17 protein-coding genes are annotated in these 16350 nt (G+C 35.8%); 12 read left to right on the forward strand and 5 right to left on the reverse strand.

Annotated elements, in window-relative coordinates; genetic code table 11:
* From NBT05_RS05970 to NBT05_RS06005, 8 genes are all read left to right on the forward strand, one after another.
* Complete coding sequence (locus tag NBT05_RS05970; RefSeq protein ID WP_265772580.1) at positions 1-1005, forward strand: vWA domain-containing protein; 1005 nt, start codon at positions 1-3, stop codon at positions 1003-1005.
* A 9-nt stretch (positions 1006-1014) separates the two neighbouring features.
* Positions 1015-2058, forward strand: coding sequence for a VWA domain-containing protein (locus tag NBT05_RS05975; protein ID WP_265772581.1), 1044 nt, complete (start codon positions 1015-1017; stop codon positions 2056-2058).
* Between the two features lie 22 nt (positions 2059-2080).
* Positions 2081-2995 carry a tetratricopeptide repeat protein gene (locus tag NBT05_RS05980; protein ID WP_265772582.1) on the forward strand — a complete coding sequence of 305 codons (915 nt, stop codon included), beginning with the start codon at positions 2081-2083 and terminating at the stop codon, positions 2993-2995.
* Complete coding sequence (locus NBT05_RS05985) at positions 2995-4809, forward strand: BatD family protein (protein ID WP_265772583.1); 1815 nt, start codon at positions 2995-2997, stop codon at positions 4807-4809. Before NBT05_RS05980 ends, NBT05_RS05985 begins: the two co-directional genes overlap by 1 nt.
* A gap of 1 nt (position 4810) precedes the next feature.
* Positions 4811-5560, forward strand: coding sequence for a tetratricopeptide repeat protein (locus NBT05_RS05990; RefSeq protein WP_265772584.1), 750 nt, complete (start codon positions 4811-4813; stop codon positions 5558-5560).
* A 176-nt stretch (positions 5561-5736) separates the two neighbouring features.
* Positions 5737-6582, forward strand: a complete 846-nt coding sequence (locus NBT05_RS05995) for a hypothetical protein (RefSeq protein ID WP_265772585.1) — start codon at positions 5737-5739, stop codon at positions 6580-6582.
* 352 nt (positions 6583-6934) lie between these two features.
* Positions 6935-8050, forward strand: coding sequence for an alanine dehydrogenase (gene ald / locus NBT05_RS06000; protein ID WP_265772586.1), 1116 nt, complete (start codon positions 6935-6937; stop codon positions 8048-8050).
* Between the two features lie 100 nt (positions 8051-8150).
* Positions 8151-8843, forward strand: coding sequence for a zinc metallopeptidase (locus tag NBT05_RS06005; protein WP_265772587.1), 693 nt, complete (start codon positions 8151-8153; stop codon positions 8841-8843).
* On the opposite strand, the gene NBT05_RS06010 is transcribed toward NBT05_RS06005, so the two are convergent.
* Together NBT05_RS06010 and NBT05_RS06015 are read right to left on the reverse strand one after the other, a co-directional pair.
* Positions 8840-9310, reverse strand: coding sequence for an Lrp/AsnC ligand binding domain-containing protein (locus NBT05_RS06010; RefSeq protein ID WP_265772588.1), 471 nt, complete (start codon positions 9308-9310; stop codon positions 8840-8842). The two genes, NBT05_RS06005 and NBT05_RS06010, sit on opposite strands and share 4 nt — an antisense overlap.
* 11 nt (positions 9311-9321) lie before the next feature.
* Positions 9322-10692 (reverse strand): saccharopine dehydrogenase family protein, encoded by a 1371-nt coding sequence (locus tag NBT05_RS06015; RefSeq protein WP_265772589.1) that lies wholly within the window; start codon positions 10690-10692, stop codon positions 9322-9324.
* Between the two features lie 76 nt (positions 10693-10768).
* On the opposite strand from NBT05_RS06015, the gene NBT05_RS06020 reads away from it, so the two are divergent.
* Entirely contained in the window at positions 10769-11206 is a 438-nt protein-coding gene (locus tag NBT05_RS06020) for a DUF423 domain-containing protein (RefSeq protein ID WP_265772590.1), read from the forward strand.
* 18 nt (positions 11207-11224) lie between these two features.
* Here the strand turns inward: NBT05_RS06020 and NBT05_RS06025 are convergent, their stop codons facing one another.
* Positions 11225-11971, reverse strand: coding sequence for a uroporphyrinogen-III synthase (locus NBT05_RS06025; protein WP_265772591.1), 747 nt, complete (start codon positions 11969-11971; stop codon positions 11225-11227).
* A 30-nt stretch (positions 11972-12001) separates the two neighbouring features.
* Positions 12002-12655: a DUF4271 domain-containing protein gene (locus tag NBT05_RS06030; protein WP_265772592.1), complete on the reverse strand. Its 654-nt coding sequence runs from the start codon at positions 12653-12655 to the stop codon at positions 12002-12004.
* A gap of 134 nt (positions 12656-12789) precedes the next feature.
* Between NBT05_RS06030 and NBT05_RS06035 the strand changes: the two genes are divergently transcribed.
* From NBT05_RS06035 to NBT05_RS06045, 3 genes are read left to right on the forward strand one after another with little or no spacing between them, the layout of a single operon-like run.
* A complete protein-coding gene (locus NBT05_RS06035) occupies positions 12790-13521 on the forward strand; it encodes a polyprenol monophosphomannose synthase (protein ID WP_265772593.1) in 732 nt (243 codons plus the stop codon).
* Positions 13518-14864: a dihydroorotase gene (locus NBT05_RS06040; RefSeq protein WP_265772594.1), complete on the forward strand. Its 1347-nt coding sequence runs from the start codon at positions 13518-13520 to the stop codon at positions 14862-14864. The genes NBT05_RS06035 and NBT05_RS06040 overlap by 4 nt, the downstream gene beginning before the upstream one ends.
* A complete protein-coding gene (locus tag NBT05_RS06045) occupies positions 14861-15298 on the forward strand; it encodes a DUF4296 domain-containing protein (protein WP_265772595.1) in 438 nt (145 codons plus the stop codon). Before NBT05_RS06040 ends, NBT05_RS06045 begins: the two co-directional genes overlap by 4 nt.
* A gap of 21 nt (positions 15299-15319) precedes the next feature.
* On the opposite strand, the gene trpS is transcribed toward NBT05_RS06045, so the two are convergent.
* On the reverse strand, positions 15320-16288 hold the full coding sequence (gene trpS / locus NBT05_RS06050) for a tryptophan--tRNA ligase (protein WP_265772596.1): 969 nt from the start codon (positions 16286-16288) through the stop codon (positions 15320-15322).
* Between the last annotated feature and the right edge of the window lie 62 nt (positions 16289-16350).

Below are 16350 nucleotides of genomic sequence, written 5' to 3' on the forward strand. Positions count from 1 at the left end.
ATGTTTAACAATATCACGTTCGAAAATCCTGAATTATTCTGGTTACTGCTCCTAATCCCGGTAGCTATAGCCTGGTATTTTTGGCAAAAGAACCGGTTAAATGCTACGTTAAGAATTTCAACCATTAAAGGTTTTAAATTAGGGAATAGTTGGCTGGCAAAGTTAAAGCCGCTGCTTTTTGCCTTACGATTATTTGCCCTGGCTTTAGTCATTACTGCCATGGCTCGACCGCGAACGGTAGATGTATCTACCAAGACCAAAACTACCCGTGGGATTGATATTGTAATGGCTATTGACGTTTCGGCAAGTATGCTTGCAAGGGATTTACGCCCTAACCGCCTGGAAGCTTTAAAAGATGTAGCGGCAGAATTTGTGAAGGGTCGACCTAATGACCGGATTGGCTTAGTCGTATATGCCGGGGAGAGTTTTACAAAAACCCCAATTACCAGTGATAAAGCTATTGTGCTAAGTGCTTTGAATGATATTGCCTATAATAACGTATTAGAAAATGGTACGGCCATCGGGATGGGATTGGCAACTTCGGTAAACCGGTTAAAAGACAGTAAAGCAAAGAGTAAAGTAATTATTTTACTCACTGATGGTTCTAATAATGCCGGCTTTATTGATCCTAAAATAGCTTCTGAACTTGCCGTAGAATATGGTATCAAAACCTATACGATTGGTATAGGAACCAACGGAACTGCTTTGTCCCCGGTAGCTATCCGACCGGATGGGTCTTTTCAATTTGGCAATGTACCGGTTGAAATAGACGAAGAATTATTAAAAGAAATCGCAAAAGTGACCAAAGGAAAGTATTTCCGGGCAACCAATAATAAAAAGCTGGAAACGATTTACGAAGAAATTGATAAACTAGAAAAGACGGATGTAGAAGAATTCAAATTTTATAATTACGAAGAAAAATTCCGTCCTTTAGTGCTATTAGCCGGATTGTTATTACTAATAGAAATACTTTTACGTAATACGGTATTTCGGAGTTTTATTTAAAGTTATGTTATGTATTTACTAGAAGAAAAAATATATTTTTGGTTGCTTTTGGTGATACCGGTGCTGGTAGTACTGTACTCCGGGGTTGTATTTTGGAAAAAACGGGCGCAACGGAAATTTGCCGATAAAAGCCTCTTATCAAGATTAACGCCGAATAAATCCGTATTTAAACCTACCTTAAAATTTATCGTTATTTGCTTGGCATTGGCTTTTCTTACGATGGGTCTGGTGAACCCAAAGATTGGAACCAAATTAGAAACCGTCAAGAGAGAAGGAGTTGATGTGGTTTTTGCTATCGATGTATCAAAAAGTATGTTGGCCGAAGATATTGCGCCAAATCGGATAGAAAAGGCAAAACAACTGGTCACTCAAATTATCAATGGTCTGGCAAGTGACCGAGTGGGGATTATTGCCTATGCTGCCAGTGCTTTCCCGCAGTTACCTATAACCACGGATTACGGATCGGCAAAGATGTTCTTGCAATCTATGAACACCGATATGCTTTCCTCTCAGGGGACAGCAATCAACGAAGCCATCGAACTGGCGACTACTTTTTTTGATGATGAGGAGCAAACCAATCGGGTACTTTTTATTATTAGCGATGGAGAAGATCATGAAGGTAACGTAGAAGATTTAGCCGAAGAAGCAGCGGAGCAGGGAATTAAAATATATACTATCGGAGTTGGTTCAGCTAAAGGTGGTCCGATACCCATTAAAAGAAACGGAATTGTTCAAAGCTACAAAAAGGACAGCCAGGGTGAAACCGTGATTACTAGATTAAACCCGACAATTTTACAGCAAATTGCAGAAAAGGCAAATGGCACATACCTTGATGGTAAGAATACAAAAGCTGTAACAGATACAGTCAGCGAAATTCTGCAAGGGATGGATAAAACAGAATTTGAAGCAAAGCAGGTAGCTGATTTTAAAGATCAGTTCCAATGGTTTTTGGCAGCTGGGTTATTGTTACTATTTTTAGATATATTTTTACTGGAACGTAAAACGTCATGGGTAAAAAAGCTGAATTTATTTAATGAACAAGAGCAGAAATAAGTAAGATAAATACAAAGAGAAGATGAAGCAGGTTTTTATTTTAATATTATTACTATTGGGAGGTTCTTTATTAAGGTCACAAGAAAAAGATACGGCCGAAATAATAGAAAAGGCAAAGCAGTTTATTGCTACCGGAAATGATCAATTGGTGTTAAATGGTAATTTTCCGCAGGCAGAAGCAGATTACAGAAAAGCCATACATACAAATCCTGAAAGTACCAGGGCAAAATACAATTTGGCAAACGCATACTATAACAGCGAAAAATTTACGGAAGCTACCCAACGTTTTAATGAGGCTATAAAGATTGCTAAAAGTAAAGATGAAAAACACCGGGCGTTCCATAATTTAGGAAATTCCTTTATGGAACAAAAAAAGTATAAAGAAGCTGTAGAAGCTTATAAAAATGCTTTGCGAAACAATTCAACAGATGAAGAAACTCGTTATAATTTGGCTTTAGCAAAAAAAATGCTGGAACAACAGGAGCAGGAAAACGAGCAGAATAAGGATAACAAAGACGATCAGGAAAACAAGGATCAAAAAGATCAAAACGAAGAAAATAAGGAAGACGATAGTAAAGAAGGAGATAATAAAGAGGATCAAAAAGACCAGGGGAAAGACGGTGATCAGGGAGATAAAAAAGAGGATAAAGGAGATGAAGGGAAGTCTGACGAAGAAAAAGAAGGAGAAGATCAAAAAGGAGAAGATGGTCAACCTAAAGAGGAAGAAGAAGGAAAAGAAGGAGAGCAAAATAAAGATCAGCAAGGGAAAGAAGAAGGAGAGCAAAAACAACCTGCTAAACCTGTACCGGGACAATTATCTCCTCAACAAGTAAAGAACTTGCTGGAAGCAATGAATAATCAGGAGAAAAAGGTACAGGGCAAGATCAATGCTGAAAAAGTAAAAGGAGCTAAAATTAGAACAGAAAAAGATTGGTAATGAATTTATCCAACGTGATAAATATTGATATGTATAGTAAAACAAAAAAAATACTGCTTACGCTAGTTGGTATATTTTTATGTGTACTATCTACACTTGCACAAGTTACTTTTGAAGCAAATGTGAGTAAAAAGAAACTGGGGGTAAATGAGCGTTTACGGGTAGACTTTGAAATGAATAAAGACGGCGACAACTTTTCACCACCCAGGTTTTTAGGATTTGAGGTAGTTGGTGGCCCGAATCAATCCATTAGCAATTCCTGGATCAACGGAAAGCGTTCGTATAAAAAAACCTTTAGTTATTTTTTAACGCCTACCCGTAAAGGAAGATTTACCATTGGTCAGGCAACTATTAATATTGATGGCACCACCTACAAAACCATTCCGGTACCAATTACCGTAACCTCTGCGGTAAGCGAACCTAAAGATGGTAATAATTCGGAATATATTGCTAGTGAGAATTTACATCTGGTAGCAGAAGTTTCCAAAAGTAATCCGTACCTTAATGAAGCGATTACGGTAGTCTATAAGTTGTACGTACACCCCAGGATTCGGATTAGTAATTTAAGGGAATTAGATAATCCGAAATACAGTGATTTCTGGAGTCAATCCATTAAAATTGGACAATTAAAGGTAGAGCGTGGAGAATATAACGGCGAACCTTATAATTTTGTGGTGTGTGGTAAAACGGTATTGTACCCGCAAAAAACCGGTAAATTAAAAATGGAACCTTTGGCCCTTACGGTTTCTGTAGATGTACCTACCAATCGAAGGGATATTTTTGGGAGTGTATTTTATAATACGGTGGATAAATCAGTCACGGCAAATACCCGAACCATTAATGTAAAACCCTTACCCCAAGAAAATCGTCCCGCTAATTTTTCCGGAGCCGTGGGTTCTTTTGACTTTAAGGTCTTACCTAGCCGAACCGTACTAGATGCTACCGAATCTTTTGAGACCAGAATAGAAGTCTCAGGACAAGGAAATTTAAGTCTTTTTGAATTACCAAAGCTTACCGTGCCTAACGGATTAGAAAAATACGAACCGGAACATGCTGAAAATGTACGTACAGACCTACGTGGTATGAAAGGAAGTATTTCTGACCGGTATACGCTGGTACCTCAGTTTAAAGGTCGGTATCCGATTCCGCCGGTATCTTTTTCCTATTTTGACTTAAATTCAGAATCATATAAAACTATAAATTCCGAAGAAATTATCATCGAAGTAAAAAACGGACCGGATAGTGGAAGTTTGTCAAATACTACGGGTACAACTGGTAATGCGGTAAATAAACAACAGGTATTACAATCCGGAAAGCAATTTCGGTTTATTAAAACCGCTACTAATTTACAATCGGTTAAGCGAAGCTATTTCTTTAAATCCACTGGTTTTTGGTTGGCATTAACGACTCCTTTGTTAGCGATACCTTTGTTTTTGTTCTTTGGTAAAAAACGACAACAACGTCTAGGCGACGTACAAGGTAACCGCATACGTAAAGCGGATAAATTAGCCAGGAAGTATTTATCAGAAGCCAAACGTAACCTGGGCGATCAAAAAGAATTTTACATTGCCATGGAGCGGGCCTTACATAATTATTTAAAAGCCAAACTGCGTATACAAACCAGTGATATGAGTAAAGACCGTATTCAGCGCTTATTAAAAGAGCGGAACGTAGAAGATACTACTACCATTGAGTTTATCGCATTATTAGAAAGCTGTGAATTTGCCCGGTATACGCCTTCATCTACCACGGCCATGCAGCAAGATTATGACAAGGCTTCACGTGTAATTTCATCATTAGATAAACAATTGTAATATGAAAAGGATAGTTTTATTACTTTGCTTTTTAATATCCTCTCTTGCTTTTTCCCAATCCGAAGAAGCTTTTCAGCGTGGTAATTCATTGTATAATGAAGGTAAGTTCCAGGAAGCAATAGATACTTACCTTTCTATCATTAATAATGGTGAAGAATCTGCCGAAGTATACTTTAACCTGGGAAATGCATATTATAAATTAAGCCAGATTGCCCCCAGTATTTTATATTATGAAAAAGCACTAAAATTAGATCCCGGGGATGCCGATATAAAGAACAATTTACAATTTGCTAATAATTCAAAAATCGATGTCATCGAAGTACTACCGGAAGGTATTGTATCCCGAACGACAAACTCCCTGATTAATACCTTTACTTTTGATGGTTGGGCGTGGACCTCTGTCATTTTAATACTACTATTTGTAGCTAGTGTATTACTATACTTTGTTTCCTATACATCTTTAAAAAAACGTTTATTTTTTACGACCGCAATTTTAGGATTGGTGCTAAGTATCAGTTCGGTGCTGTTTGCCTACAAGCAATACAACCTGGTTCAAAATGAAAAATATGCCGTTATCTTTTCTGAAGAAAGTGAAGTAAAAAGTGCCCCAAACCTACGTAGTGAAGTATCTTTTGAATTACATAAAGGAACCAAAGTTAAAATTCTGGATAAAGTAAATAACTGGAATAAAATAAAATTGGCAGACGGTAAAATCGGTTGGATTCCTACGGAAGATTTGAGGGAGATTTAGTTTTTAGGGAAATAAAAATTTAAAAAACCTGTAACATTTTATGTGTTTTGTATACTTATTTATAAAACGTATCTTCAAAAAATATCAAATCTATAAATAGAGACCAAATTTTTAAGTAAGTAAAGCTACTGATTGGTTATGCATGTTTGATTAGAAGAATAGTATACAGAAGCATAATGAAATACATATTTTTAGCCTTAATAGGATTAATTTTAGCAAGCAATCTTACAGCACAAGAGAAAATAAAAGGCAATTTAATTCGGATAAAAAAAGACAAATCTGACAACTCTAAAGATAAATTTTATAATCAGGTAGGATTTGTACTGGAGAAAGAGTTAAAAAACAAACCGGAAATTCAAAAGATATTAAAAGAAAAAAGTAAGGATACTATTTTCTTAAATTTTTCTTTTTTTGTTAAAACTAAAAATGAACTATTCCCTGGTACGATTAGGTCTAATTTTCAAGATAAGACAGAATTAAATGATTTTTTATACCAGGCAATAGATACTAATTTTGAATTTAAACAAATTTTGAATGAATGTGGTGAAGCTATTCCTCAACCTTCTCCACATATTCGACTAAAATTTATTGAAGAAACCGGAAATAATAATCAACCTACTTTAAAATATGCCGGAATAGATGTCAATTTTAAAAAAAGGAGAAAAGCTTTTAAAGGAGATTTGGTGAATGCTCCAATTCACCCGAATTGTAAAAAAGTGGATAATCCTAAAATTAATAATAAATGCATTTCAAATGAATTGAAACGTTATGTTTCTAATAATTTTAAAAAATCCATAGTTAAACATTTAAAGAAAAAGGGATGTCAACAGAAGTGTTACGCACTATTTATAATTAATAAAACCGGAGATATTGATAATATTAACGTAGTCTCTTCCAATCTAACTTTAAGTATTGAAGTAGCTCGTTTATTAAAATCTGTAAAAGGGATTGAACCAGCCACAAGTAAAACTGGAAAAAAAGTAGAAGTTTTATACTCATTACCTGTAAATTTTCAGTTTTAAAAATGTTTTCTATCATTAGGTAATTTCTTCTTCACATAAATAATTTAAGAAATACTTCCAGAAATTTTCTAAATTTCAACTATAAGAGCAAAACCCCCTCCCTCCGAGAGGGCCGGGGTAGGAAACATAGAAAAGAAAAACTTTAGGAAACCTAAAAGAAGTTCCTATTCCAAAAGAAATTTAAAGAGGTGTTTAGAAAAATTCATATAAAAACTAACGTTTGTTTACTTAAAATTAATTTTTTAAACAATTTATTGTATATCTCATAATAAATTACTGTTTTCATAATTTTTTAAAGAATGCTATTGTTTTGGTTATAAAAAACTAGTACTTTCGACAAAAATCTACGAATATGATAATTGGTGTCCCCAAGGAGATCAAAAATAACGAAAATCGTGTCGGTTTGACTCCTGCCGGTACTATGGAATTTATTCGTCACGGACATACTGTTTATATTCAACATACTGCTGGTATACAAAGTGGATTTGAAGATCAAGAGTATATTGCTGCCGGAGCAAAGATATTACCTACTATAGAAGAGGTATATCATATTGCAGAAATGATCATTAAGGTAAAAGAACCAATCGAACCGGAATACGCTTTGATAAAAGAAGATCAATTGTTATTTACCTATTTTCATTTTGCTTCTAGCGAAGCTTTAACCCGGGCGATGATTAAAAGTAAAGCGGTTTGTATTTCGTATGAAACCGTTGAAGATTCGGATCGAAGCTTGCCATTGTTGACTCCAATGAGTGAAGTAGCAGGAAGAATGTCTATCCAACAGGGAGCAAAATACCTGGAAAAACCTTTAAAGGGTAGAGGCATTTTATTGGGGGGTGTACCCGGAGTAGCTCCGGCTAAAGTTTTAGTATTAGGAGGAGGTGTGGTAGGTACCCAGGCAGCAAAAATAGCCGCGGGAATGGGAGCTGATGTGACCATTCTGGATATCAATATGAAACGTTTACGTTTTCTAGACGATACCATGCCAGCTAATGTAAATACCGAATATTCTAATGAGTACACTATTAGAAAACATATTAAAACTTCGGACTTAATTATTGGTGGCGTCCTGATTCCGGGAGCAAAAGCACCCAAATTAATTACCCGCGATATGCTCAAAGACATGCGACCCGGAACCGTACTGGTGGATGTCGCTGTAGATCAGGGTGGCTGCATGGAAACAACCAAGCCTACTACCCATGAGAACCCTATATATATCATTGACGATGTAGTTCATTATTCGGTGGCGAATATGCCGGGAGCCGTACCCTATACTTCCACATTGGCATTAACTAATGTCACATTGTCGTATGCTTTACAACTGGCCAATAAAGGTTGGAAGAAAGCCTGTGCAGAAAATAAAGCCTTGGCCTTAGGGCTGAATATTATAAATGGTAAGATCGTATATCCTGCCATATCCGATGCTTTTCAGCTTCCGGTTGAAGAGCTTGAAACTTATACAACGTAAACTCGACGAAGGCTAACTCAAGTTTATTAATTCAAAAACCTCGTCTTATTGGCGAGGTTTTTGTAATTTACTCGGTAAGGAAACAGTAAAGCATTATACTATGATGGGTTATTATATTATTGCGGGAATTATCTTTTTAGTAAGTTCTTATGTGAGCAATAGATTAAAAAGCAAGTTTAAAAAATATTCGCAAGTACATCTGCAAAATGGAATGAGTGGAGCAGAAATTGCCACTAAAATGCTTCATGATAACGGGATTACCGATGTAAAGGTGATTTCAACTCCAGGGATGCTAACGGATCATTACAATCCTAAAAATAAAACGGTTAATTTAAGTGAAGGAGTGTATAGCCAGCGCAACGCTGCCGCCGCTGCCGTAGCGGCACATGAATGTGGTCATGCCGTTCAACATGCCACCGCGTACAGTTGGTTAACCCTGAGATCTAAAATTGTTCCTGCAGTTGGAATTTCCAGTAAACTGTCTAATATTGTAATTATGGTAGGTCTCGTGCTTTCAGCAACCGGATCCCTATTAGGAAATACTATCTTTCTAGTAGGTATCTTATTATTTGCTATGACTACGTTATTTACCTTTATTACTTTACCGGTTGAATACGATGCGAGTAACCGGGCTTTAGCCTGGTTAGAAAATAAAAATATGGTAACTTCACAAGAACTTGCCGGGGCAAAAGACGCTTTAAAATGGGCCGCCCGAACATATTTGGTGGCTGCTTTAGGTTCTTTGGCAACACTGCTATATTTTATTTCTATATTTATGGGAAGAAGGGATTAAATATGAAGTTGTCGGTCAATTTGCTGATCTAAAGAAATAAAAGTTTCCGTACGGGATACCCCTTCAATAGGTTGAATGTTCTTATTAAGAACATTCATTAAATGTTCGTTATCCTTACACAATATCTTGATAAAAATAGACCAGTTTCCCGTGGTATAATGACATTCGATAACTTCAGGAATTTCTTTTAGTTGTTTTACCGCTTTCGGATTGCTGACTGCTTTATCTAAGAATACTCCGATAAAAGCCATGGTTTTATACCCCAGTATTTTAGGGTCAATGATAAATTTAGATCCTACAATAAGCCCGGAAGCTTCCAATTTACGTAAACGCTGGTGAATAGCTGCACCGGAGATACCCACCTTTCTAGCGATCTCCAGGATAGGCCTACGGGCATCTTCCATTAAGTTGCGTAATAGTTCCTTATCTATACCGTCAATTTTAACGTATGTATCTTCTTTTTTCAATATGTTTTCGGTTATCCTTGAACTCCGTTAGGATTATAGCCTAAATATAACGATTCCTTTTCGTTGAAAACAATATCGTGTTTTTTTAATTCGTTTAACACCGATTCGTAGATCTCTTTATTAATAGGTATATGAACCCCGCTTAATTGCAGTTTGTTTTTAAGTATCTGTAACGCAGCAATACCTACCGGAAGCCCAACAGTTTTTGCCATGGCAGTTTCCGTAGCATTTTTACCTACACATACCATCGTAGCATCTTTTTGTTTCTTTTGTCCGTTCAATTCATAACCAAACTTATGGTACATCACAATCATATCCTTTTCGTGATCCTGGAGTGTCCAGGTATCTTCCAGTATTTTTTGTAAAGCCTGTGCCGGAGTTGCGTTTTTTATTCCAATTTTCTTTGTAGCACTAAATATGTCAAGTTCAAGCAACTTATCCCAGATATTATCATCCTGGTCAATCTTTAAATAGTGCCGTAGTTTAAGTTCGACGGAATCCGTAGGAGAATAGGCTAAAAACAGGTTGACAAAATCCCGGTAACTCATATCTTCAGAATGATGTAGTTGATAATTATCAGCGGTCATACCTAATTGAACAAAAATATTCCAGGCTTTAGAAAACCCAATTCTTCGCATGGTACCACGATATAAAGTAAGTATGTTGTCCAAACCATATTTTTCACGATAGTGCAAAGAATTCCGGTTTGCATACGCTTCAAATTTACCGTAGCCTTCAATATGTAAAAATTCAGTCCTCCTGAATAATTTGTGATATGGAATGTATTTATAAGTGCCTTCCTGGATAAATTCGGCAGCACCACCTTGTCCGGCTAGTACGACATTTCGGGGATTCCAGGTAAATTTGTAGTTCCATAAATTGGTATCGTTTTCAGGGGCAATTAAGCCTCCGGTAAAAGATTCAAATAATAACATCTTTCCGCCTTGTTCCCTTATCTGATCAATGATTTGCATAGCACTCATATGATCAATCCCCGGGTCTACTCCCATTTCGTTTAAGAAGAGCAAGTTGTTCTTTACAGCGTCTTTATGTAACGCCTGCATTTCCGGACTTACGTAAGAAGCTGTAATTAAGTGTTTTTTTAAGTTTAAACAATCTTTAGCAATGATGATATGGAAGCGAGCCGGCAACATGGAGATGACAATAGTTGCTTTTGTTATTAAAGCCCTGCGTTGAATTTCATTAAAAATATCCAGGGAGGTTATCTGACATCTTTCTAAAGAACCTGCGATTTTTTGAACAGGAGCTACGTCTTTATCCGCTATCTGAATTTGAAAATCCATAGCAAAGGACTGTTTGTGTAAATAAGAAATAAGAACCGATGTGGATTTACCGGCACCAATGATTAAAATTGTTTTCATAGAGAGGGCACAATCGTTTTGTTACGAATATAAAACGAACTAACTTAGTTGTTTCTTAAAAGTGCCATAATCTTTTATGACTAGTACAGAAACAAATAGAAACTTAAAAATTGAATTCTACTTATTGATAAATGGGGTTACTTTTACCTTATTATCAGTTTTGTTAGGAGCTTTTGCTGCACATGGTCTGGAAAAACTAGTGGATGCAAGAGCAATCGCTTCTTTTAATACGGGGGTTCGTTATCAAATGTATCATGGCCTTGCATTGATATTATTAGCTAATATTCCGCAGATAGCAAGCACTACTAAAAAAAGAGTAGGTATGTTTTTTTGGATTGGGACTATTTTGTTTTCCGTATCCATTTACTTATTAAGTATTGACGAATTACTTTCTTTTTCATTTAAAAAAATAGCCTGGATCACCCCTGTTGGAGGGTTATTGCTCATTATTGGATGGGCGTATCTTTTACTAATACTGATTAAAAACCTAAAAAGAAATGATAAAACGTCTTAACGTTCATTGTAAAACGTCTTATTTCTTGTTAACTTCCTGGATATACTTATGAAGCGCCATGGTCATGGAAGGGGTTTTAGGCGTAGGTGCCTGGATATTAACTACCAGTCCCTTTTCTTCGGCTGCCTTAATCGTTGAATTTCCAAAAACTGCAATTTTAGTATCATTCTGCTTAAAATCCGGAAAATTTTCGAATAAAGATTGTATTCCTGAAGGACTAAAAAACACTAAGATATCGTAAAAAACATCCCGTAAATCGGATAAATCACTAACTACCGTATTGTAAAAAATAGCTTGCTTCCAGGTGACCCCTAATCCGTCTAAAGTTTCAGGAACTTCCGGTTTTAGCTTATCTGAAGAAGGAAGTAAAAACTTCTCATTCTTGTACTTCTTAATATAAGGGGATAATTCCTGAAAAGTTCGCTTGCCCACATATATTTTACGCTTACGGTAAACCACATATTTCTGAAGGTAATAAGCTACGGCTTCACTTTGACAAAAATACTTTAATGAGTCCGGAACTTTAAAACGCATTTCTTCAGCAATTCTAAAGAAATGATCTACAGAATTGCGACTGGTCAATATAATAGCCGAATATTGAGAAAGATCAACTTTTTGTTGTCTTACTTCTTTAGCTTCTAATCCTTCTACATGTATAAAAGGAACAAAGTCTATTTTAACCTTTTCCTTTTGCTCTAGCTCAAAATAAGGTGAATTTTCTACTTTTGGTTCCGGCTGGGAAACCAAGATCGTTTTCACTTTCATAAATAATACGTTTTGTAATCGAACCTATACCTACACAAAAAGCTTATATAAAATAAAATAGGGTGCAATTTCAAGAGTGCAAAGATACAAAATAAAATAGAACAGATTCTTCAATATATATTTTTCATTTCTTTTATAGATAATACCTAACAGGATTAAATGGATTAATAAAAATAAACCTAGAATCACCTGTATTTGTATAACCGAAGGATAATAGAGGTAAGAAAAAATGACGGTAACCGGAAGAAAAAGTACACTTACTAAATTGCGGTATGCTGTTTTTTGAATAAGATACGAGTCAATAATTGTTTCTATAGAAAATAAAGTAGCAATAATTTTTTCTATAAGTAATTTCCCTACGAGTACTAATAAACAAAGTAAACTGATCTTAATAAAATTAAAGGTATTTTCAGAGATACGTTCCTGATAACTCACCTGTATGTATATGTGAATAAATAAAGAGAGGGATAGGATTTGAACCAGAAGTAATAAGCTACTAAAAATACTGGCTATTTTATTATCCTTCTGATGTACGGTAAAAAACTTATTAGAAGTGACCAGCAAACTAAAGTCACGAAATACATACGGGTAAAATAACTTTAAACTTGCTAAGAGTATAAAGGTGAATAAGATGACCAGTGTAAGCCAGTTGTTAGATGTAACCGTTCTGTAAATTGCTTCCATACTTAAATACTTCTTCAAAAATATCTTCTTTCTTTTTATTGTGCAACATTGACCCCTTACTAGCTGTCATTGTCAAAACAAACAGGTGAAAGAAAAGAAATTTATTTATTTATATTTGCCCGAAAATCATCTATATGGCAGATGCTTTAGTAGTCATACCGACTTATAATGAATCTGATAACATTGAACGTATTGTCAAAAATGTATTTTCGCTACAACGTGAATTTGATATACTGGTGGTAGATGACAACTCTCCTGATCAAACCGCTCGATTGGTTAAAAAATTACAAAAAGAATATGAAGGTCGGTTGCATTTAATAAGACGAGAAGGAAAACTAGGTTTAGGAACCGCTTATATTGCAGGTTTTAAATGGGGGTTACAGCGAGACTATGCGTATATTTTTGAAATGGACGCTGATTTTTCTCATAACCCAAATGACTTAATACGATTGTATAACAGTTGTGCAAAAAGTGATGCGGATGTAACCATAGGATCACGTTATGTAACTGGAGTCAATGTGGTAAACTGGCCTATGAGCAGGGTTTTGCTTTCCTGGCTAGCTTCCAAATATGTGCGGTGGATCACAGGCATGGATATATACGATACTACTGCCGGATTTATTTGTTACAAAAGAGAAGTGTTGGAAAAAATAAATTTGGATAAAATTAAATTTGTGGGATATGCTTTTCAAATCGAAATGAAATTTAAAGCACACCTGTTAAAATTTAAGATAAGAGAAATTCCGGTTATCTTTACCGATCGGACAAAAGGTACCTCAAAAATGAGTAAGGGAATAATTTCCGAAGCAATATTTGGAGTTTTAAAAATGAAGTTTAATAGTCTTTTTACACGATACGAAGTATGATCAGGAATACAATACTTATTAAAAATGCACAGGTGGTGAATGAAGGGACTATCCAAAACCGGGATGTGTATGTTGAAAATGGGATTTTTAAGGAAATAGCGCCTCAAATCAGTGCAAAAAGCGCGGATCTGGAAATATATGACGCCGAAGGAAAATATCTGCTTCCGGGAGTTATTGACGACCAGGTTCATTTCAGAGAGCCCGGACTAACTCATAAAGCTACCATTGCTACCGAATCCAGAGCTGCCCTTGCTGGGGGGATCACTTCTTTTATTGAAATGCCTAATACCTCACCACAAACCACAACGGTAGAAAAATTAGAAGAAAAATTTGCGATTGCCGCCCGGGATAGTTTTGCTAATTATTCTTTTATGTTTGGTGGCACTAATGATAACCTGGACGAAATTTTAAAAGTAGATCATAAAAAAGTGGCAGCCTTAAAATTATTTTTAGGGAGTTCTACCGGGAACATGTTAGTCGATGACCCGGATGTTTTAGAAAAAATCTTTTCTTCTACGGATTTATTAATAGCCGTACACTGTGAAGATGAAGCTACGATCAGAAAGAATCTGGCAGAACATAAAGAAAAATTCGGAGATGATATTCCTATTGAATTGCACCCGGTAATCCGAAGTGAAGAAGCTTGCTACCTTTCTTCTTCTCAGGCGGTAGCCTTAGCAAAAAAAACCGGGGCTCGATTACATGTTTTTCATTTATCTACGGCTAAAGAATTAGAACTATTTAGAAACGATATTCCACTGAAAGAGAAAAAACTTACCGCTGAAGTTTGTATCCATCATCTTTGGTTCTCTGATCAGGATTATAAAGAAAAAGAAACTTTAATCAAGTGGAATCCGGCGGTCAAAACAGCAAAAGATCGAGAAGCTTTATTTAAGGCCTTACTGGAAGATAAACTGGATGTAATTGCTACAGACCACGCCCCACATACCTTAAGTGAAAAAGAAAATGTATATACTAAGGCCCCATCCGGAGGTCCTCTAGTGCAACATGCCTTGCCTGCTATGTTAGAATTTTATCATCAGGGTAAAATATCTTTGGAAAAAATCGTTGAAAAAATGTGTCATAACCCTGCTATTCTTTTTCAAATTGAAAAACGCGGGTATATTAAAGAAGGATACAAAGCAGATGCTGTTTTAGTAGACTTAAATGCTCCCTGGACGGTAACCAAAGAGAATATTGCATACAAATGCGGATGGTCACCATTTGAAGGAAATACTTTTACCTCACGGATTACCCATACATTTTTGAATGGGGCTTTAGTCTATAAAAACTTTAAGTTTTATGAAGTAAAGAACGCAGAACGCTTAACTTTTAATCGATGAAATACCTAATCTGGTTCTCACTATTTTTTATTGTGTTTAGTTCTTGCCAAAGCCTGGAGCAACCTGATAAACCCGAAGTAATAATTGATGAAGATCAAATGGTTACTATTCTTTATGAAATTGCAAAAGTGAAAGCAGCTAAAAGTTCCTTTAAAAAGAAATTGGAAGATAGTAAGTTCAATCCGGAGGCTTATATTTTAGAAAAATATAAAATTGATAGCTTGACTTTTTCAAAAAATAATGCCTGGTATGCCAGTGACTTTAAACGTTATGAAGAACTTTTTAAAAGGGTAAAAGATACTATTGATAAATACAAAGTAGCCGTAGAACTTGTAAAGAAAAAGGAAGATTCTATCCAAAAAATACAAGATTCTATTTTAAAAGTCGAAAAAAAGATAAAAGATAGTATTGCTAAAATACCTGTAGTAAAATAAGAAGTTGTCTATAAATCACTACTAATACCCTAGTTTCTCCCGTATTCTGTTTAAAACCGTATCCGCTACTTTTTTAGCCTTTTCTACGCCGATAGCTAAAGCCTTTTCAATTTCATCCGGATTGTCTATTAAATGGGTAAACTGTTCCCGTTGCATTTTATATTTTTCCAGAATGACTTCAAATAAAGCTTGCTTTGCATGTCCGTAACCATATCCTCCTTCCAGGTACGCTTTTCGCATGTCTGCTACCTGATCTTCTTCTGCCAGGATACGATATAACGCAAAAACCGTACAGGTGTCCGGGTTTTTAGGTTCTTCCAGTGGTGTGCTATCCGTAGCTATGGACATAATTTGCTTACGTAATTTTTTATCTGGTAGGAATATGTTAATAATATTATTTTTAGACTTACTCATTTTACTACCGTCTGTTCCAGGGATATACATGGTTTCTTCCTGAAATTGTGCTTTGGGTAATACAAAAACTTCACCTACCTGATTATGAATTCTCGAAGCTACATCCCGGGTCATTTCAATATGTTGTTCTTGATCTTTACCTACCGGTACGATCTCTGCATCGTATAATAAAATATCTGCTGCCATTAACATAGGATAGGTAAACAAGCCGGAATTTACATCTTCTAACCGATCCGATTTATCTTTAAAAGAATGAGCAAGGGTGAGACGTTGGTAGGGATAGAAACAATTTAAATACCAGGATAATTCCGTGACCTGTGGGATATCGCTTTGACGATAAAAAACAGTTTTTGATACATCAAGACCAAAGGATAACCAGGCAGCTGCCGTAGCATATGTATTTTCACGTAGTATCTGAGCGTCTTTAATTTGTGTCAAAGAATGTAAATCAGCAATAAATAAAAAAGAATCGTTTTCCGGCTGATTAGCCATTTGAATTGCAGGAATAATGGCTCCCAATAAGTTCCCTAGGTGTGGAGTTCCGGTACTTTGAACTCCGGTCAAAATTCTTGACATATTTTGTATTAATTTCGGCAAAGTTACTTTTTTTAGTCAACCGCTCCCGTCATTTCTTTATT

The organism is Aquimarina sp. ERC-38, assembly GCF_026222555.1.
Taxonomy (GTDB): Bacteria; Bacteroidota; Bacteroidia; order Flavobacteriales; family Flavobacteriaceae; genus Aquimarina.

Coding starts and splice junctions, on each gene's coding strand:
- NBT05_RS05970 (WP_265772580.1), top strand. CDS start 1: ATGTTTAACAATATCACGTTCGAAAATCCTGAATTATTCTGGTTACTG.
- NBT05_RS05975 (WP_265772581.1), top strand. CDS start 1,015: ATGTATTTACTAGAAGAAAAAATATATTTTTGGTTGCTTTTGGTGATA.
- NBT05_RS05980 (WP_265772582.1), top strand. CDS start 2,081: ATGAAGCAGGTTTTTATTTTAATATTATTACTATTGGGAGGTTCTTTA.
- NBT05_RS05985 (WP_265772583.1), top strand. CDS start 2,995: ATGAATTTATCCAACGTGATAAATATTGATATGTATAGTAAAACAAAA.
- NBT05_RS05990 (WP_265772584.1), top strand. CDS start 4,811: ATGAAAAGGATAGTTTTATTACTTTGCTTTTTAATATCCTCTCTTGCT.
- NBT05_RS05995 (WP_265772585.1), top strand. CDS start 5,737: ATGAAATACATATTTTTAGCCTTAATAGGATTAATTTTAGCAAGCAAT.
- ald (WP_265772586.1), top strand. CDS start 6,935: ATGATAATTGGTGTCCCCAAGGAGATCAAAAATAACGAAAATCGTGTC.
- NBT05_RS06005 (WP_265772587.1), top strand. CDS start 8,151: ATGATGGGTTATTATATTATTGCGGGAATTATCTTTTTAGTAAGTTCT.
- NBT05_RS06015 (WP_265772589.1), bottom strand. CDS start 10,692: ATGAAAACAATTTTAATCATTGGTGCCGGTAAATCCACATCGGTTCTT.
- NBT05_RS06020 (WP_265772590.1), top strand. CDS start 10,769: ATGACTAGTACAGAAACAAATAGAAACTTAAAAATTGAATTCTACTTA.
- NBT05_RS06025 (WP_265772591.1), bottom strand. CDS start 11,971: ATGAAAGTGAAAACGATCTTGGTTTCCCAGCCGGAACCAAAAGTAGAA.
- NBT05_RS06030 (WP_265772592.1), bottom strand. CDS start 12,655: ATGGAAGCAATTTACAGAACGGTTACATCTAACAACTGGCTTACACTG.
- NBT05_RS06035 (WP_265772593.1), top strand. CDS start 12,790: ATGGCAGATGCTTTAGTAGTCATACCGACTTATAATGAATCTGATAAC.
- NBT05_RS06040 (WP_265772594.1), top strand. CDS start 13,518: ATGATCAGGAATACAATACTTATTAAAAATGCACAGGTGGTGAATGAA.
- NBT05_RS06045 (WP_265772595.1), top strand. CDS start 14,861: ATGAAATACCTAATCTGGTTCTCACTATTTTTTATTGTGTTTAGTTCT.
- trpS (WP_265772596.1), bottom strand. CDS start 16,288: ATGTCAAGAATTTTGACCGGAGTTCAAAGTACCGGAACTCCACACCTA.